Here is a 3,608-nt window from a genome sequence, read left to right on the forward strand (position 1 = left end):
CATCCATCAGGCCCTCGCCGTCAGTTCAAGGACGTGCGGCAGACGCCAGAACGCCTCGTGCACGACGCGATCCGAGAAGCGCTCGCGCAGACGATCAAGCATCATTTCGGCGCAGACCTGGTGCTCGTGCTGATTCATCACGGCCAGGTGTTGCAGGCCCTGCGCCAGGTGCTCGACATCTCCCAGAGGGAACAAAATACCGACACCTTCGACTACTTCCTTCGCCCCGCCACACGCGGTGGCCAGCAACGGCACACCGGCGGCCATGGCTTCGAGCAGCACCATGCCGAACGGCTCGTGGTCGGAACTCAGGGCAAACACATCGAAAGCCCGGAAGTAGCGACGCGCCTCCGGCACCTGACCGAGAAACAGCACACGGTCACCAATACCGAGTTCACGAGCCAGATCCTTGAGCCGCTGCTCCAGACGTCCGGAGCCAAGAATCGCCAGTTGACTGCCGACCGGCAAACGCGGCAAGGCCTGGGCAAAGCCGCGCAGCAAAGTGGCCTGGTCCTTGTCCGGGTGCAGGCGACCGACGTTGCCGATCACCCACGCATCCGGCGACAGCCCCAAGGCGTCACGCGCCGCATCGAAGGACACCTGAGTGGCCTGCAACGCGTCGACATCGATGCGGTTGTAGAGAGTTTGAATCCGCGCCGCCGGCCACTTCGGCAAGCAACGGCGCATGTCGTCGCGGACTGCATCGGAAACCCCGATCAGACTCAGGCGCTTGCGAAAAATATGCGCGAACAGCTTGCGCGTCCGCCGCTGGTAATCACCAAAGGCGTGATGCACGCCGATTACCGGCAGCTGCGTTGCGAGCAAGGCGATGTAGATCGGCTTGAAACGGTGGGCAATACAAAAACTGAAATTGCGCGACTGGGCGATCTTGCGCAGATCGGCAATCGCCGAAAGCTTCAGGCCACGAATGGCCTTGGAGCTGTATTCCATGAACAGCACTTCATCAGACGCACAGCCCGCCGCAACGTCAGCATCGGCAACCCCGGTGAGAAACACCGTGGTCACTCGATAGCCAGACCCTGCAAACAGGCTTGCGTACTGTCGGGCGCAGTCCAGGAACGGCCCGTCATAGCCGTGACAGAACTGCAGCACATGGCGCTCAGCCGAGCGTGTCATAAGCGTCCGCGCCGTCTTTGACCACCAGAATGTCTTCCATGATCAGATACTGTAGATCGGAACCGAAGAACATGTTCAGGGCGTCGGTCGGCGAGCAGATCATCGGCTCGCCGCGGCGGTTCAGCGAGGTGTTCAGCGACACGCCGTTACCGGTCAGCACTTCCAGCGCTTTCATCATGTCGTAGTAACGCGGGTTGTATTCGCGCTTGAGCACCTGGGCACGGGACGTACCGTCTTCATGGACGACTTCCGGCACGCGGGTTTTCCACTCTTCAGCCACTTCGAAGGTGAAGGTCATGAACGGGGCCGGGTGATCGATCTTGATCATCTGCGGCGCCACGGTGTCGAGCATCGACGGGCAGAAAGGCCTCCAGCGCTCGCGGAACTTGATCTGATGGTTGATCCGGTCAGCCACGCCAGTGGCGCTTGGACAACCGATGATCGAACGACCGCCCAACGCACGCGGACCGAACTCCATGCGCCCCTGGAACCAGGCCACCGGATTACCATCAACCATGATTTTGGCGATCTTCTCCGGCATGTCGTCGAGCTTGCGCCACTTGGGCGCGCTCGGGTGACGGGCGCAAGCCGCGATCACGTCTTCGTTGCTGTACGACGGGCCGAGGTAAACGTGCTCCATTTTCTCGACCGGAACACCACGGGCATGGGACACGTAAGCCGCAGCACCCACCGCGGTGCCGGCATCGCCGGACGCAGGCTGTACGAACAGCTCCTTGATGTCGTCGCGAGCGATGATTTTCTGGTTCAGCTTGACGTTCAACGCACAGCCGCCAGCGAACGCCAGCTTGCCGGTTTCCTTGAGCACGTCGCCCAGATAGTAGTCGATCATCTGCAAGGCCAGTTTCTCGAACAGCGCTTGCATGCTCGCGGCGTAGTGGATGTACGGCTCGTCAGCAATATCGCCTTCGCGTTTCGGGCCCAGCCACTCGATCAACTTCGGCGAGAAGTAGAAACCCTTGCCCTTCTCTTTGTAGCGACGCAGGCCGATGACGTTGGCGTAATCGGTGTTGATCACCAGCTCGCCGTTTTCGAACGACGCCAGACGGGAGAAATCATATTTGCTGGCGTCGCCGTACGGCGCCATGCCCATGACCTTGAACTCACCGTCGAGCATTTCAAAACCGAGAAACTCGGTGATCGCGCCGTACAGGCCACCGAGGGAATCCGGATCGAAGAACTCCTTGATCTTGTGGATCTTGCCGTTCTCGCCATAACCGAAGAAGGTCGTGGCGTACTCGCCCTTGCCGTCGATCCCGAGGATCGCGGTTTTCTCTTTGAAACCGGAGCAGTGGTAGGCGCTGGAGGCGTGAGCCAGGTGATGCTCGACCGGCTCGATCTTGATTTTCTTCGGATCGAAGCCCAGTTGCTCGAGGCACCAGACAATCTTGTTGCGATAGCGCTTGTAGCGACGGTTGCCCATCAGGATCGCATCAAGCGCGCGGTCCGGGGCGTACCAGTAACGCTTGGCGTAGTGCCAGCGGGCCTTGCCAAACAGGCTGATCGGGGCAAACGGGATCGCCACTACGTCAACGTCGGAAGGTTTGATGCCAGCCTGTTCCAGACAGAACTTCGTCGATTCGTAAGGCATGCGGTTCTTTGCATGTTTATCGCGTACGAAGCGCTCTTCTTCAGCAGCCGCGACCAGCTTGCCGTCGATGTACAAGGCTGCGGAAGGATCATGGCTAAGGGCGCCGGACAGGCCAAGAATCGTCAATGCCACAGGGGTCTAGCCTCTTAAGTCTGCATGCAGGCGACGTGCGCCTGAAAATAATGTGTCCTCGCAAAAGGGCGAGAAACAGCTAAAGGGCGGGATTATAGCGTAAAGATGACCGGAATGACCCAGAGGTTGTTTGACGCACAAAGCTCATATTCAACAGAACACAGCAAGCGACGACGACAAAAAGAACGATGTTTATAAAGCCTGTAGGTTTCAGGGAAGCATCCGACATGTTTTTCAGGTTGCTGGTGGGAAGCCGCGTGACTAGTCTCTGGTGGTCGCTGCCAATTCAGCGACCGGGTTTGACCGTCCGAGCACACTCTAGGCGCACTTAGGAGCGTCGCCATGCACAAAGTCACCCCCGATTTCCCTGAAACCCCAAGCACTTCCCCTTACGCTTCCACCGACTCCAAAAAACTCCACGACGCTGCCGAGCGGGCGCTGGATCACTACCTCAAACCACCATTCGACAAGGGCAACCTGCCCGACAAACGTCCCTCCAACATCTTCGCGGTCATCCCTGATCTGGATAACGAAACCCTGCTGGCGCATGCCTCGGAAACCCTCGCCTCGGTCAATGTGCTGGCGAGCGATCTGGCGTTTGAGCTTGAAGGCACCCGCCGACATGTGGCGCTGGCGATTCAGCAGATGATCTCGTTGGGGGAACTGTTGGTGAACCGGGCGCTGGATAGTTTCGACCAACCGGAAGAGCGGTAGCGCCGGACTGTGGGAG

3 protein-coding genes are annotated in these 3,608 nt (G+C 59.2%); 1 reads left to right on the top strand and 2 read right to left on the bottom strand.

Going from position 1 to position 3,608, the window contains the following annotated elements:
• Positions 1-6: 6 nt before the first annotated feature.
• Complete coding sequence (locus AC1DH9_RS25085; RefSeq protein WP_427544056.1) at positions 7-1,137, bottom strand: glycosyltransferase; 1,131 nt, start codon at positions 1,135-1,137, stop codon at positions 7-9.
• On the bottom strand, positions 1,121-2,878 hold the full coding sequence (locus tag AC1DH9_RS25090; RefSeq protein ID WP_427544059.1) for a carbamoyltransferase family protein: 1,758 nt from the start codon (positions 2,876-2,878) through the stop codon (positions 1,121-1,123). The genes AC1DH9_RS25085 and AC1DH9_RS25090 overlap by 17 nt, the downstream gene beginning before the upstream one ends.
• Positions 2,879-3,220: 342 nt before the next feature.
• Between AC1DH9_RS25090 and AC1DH9_RS25095 the strand changes: the two genes are divergently transcribed.
• Positions 3,221-3,592 (top strand): DUF6124 family protein, encoded by a 372-nt coding sequence (locus tag AC1DH9_RS25095; protein ID WP_427544062.1) that lies wholly within the window; start codon positions 3,221-3,223, stop codon positions 3,590-3,592.
• Positions 3,593-3,608: the final 16 nt, after the last annotated feature.

Source organism: Pseudomonas sp. 05T35, assembly GCF_056396605.1.

Bases quoted from the DNA above. Each gene is read 5' to 3' on its own strand.
- AC1DH9_RS25085 (WP_427544056.1), bottom strand. From the start codon at position 1,137: ATGACACGCTCGGCTGAGCGCCATGTGCTGCAGTTCTGTCACGGCTAT.
- AC1DH9_RS25095 (WP_427544062.1), top strand. From the start codon at position 3,221: ATGCACAAAGTCACCCCCGATTTCCCTGAAACCCCAAGCACTTCCCCT.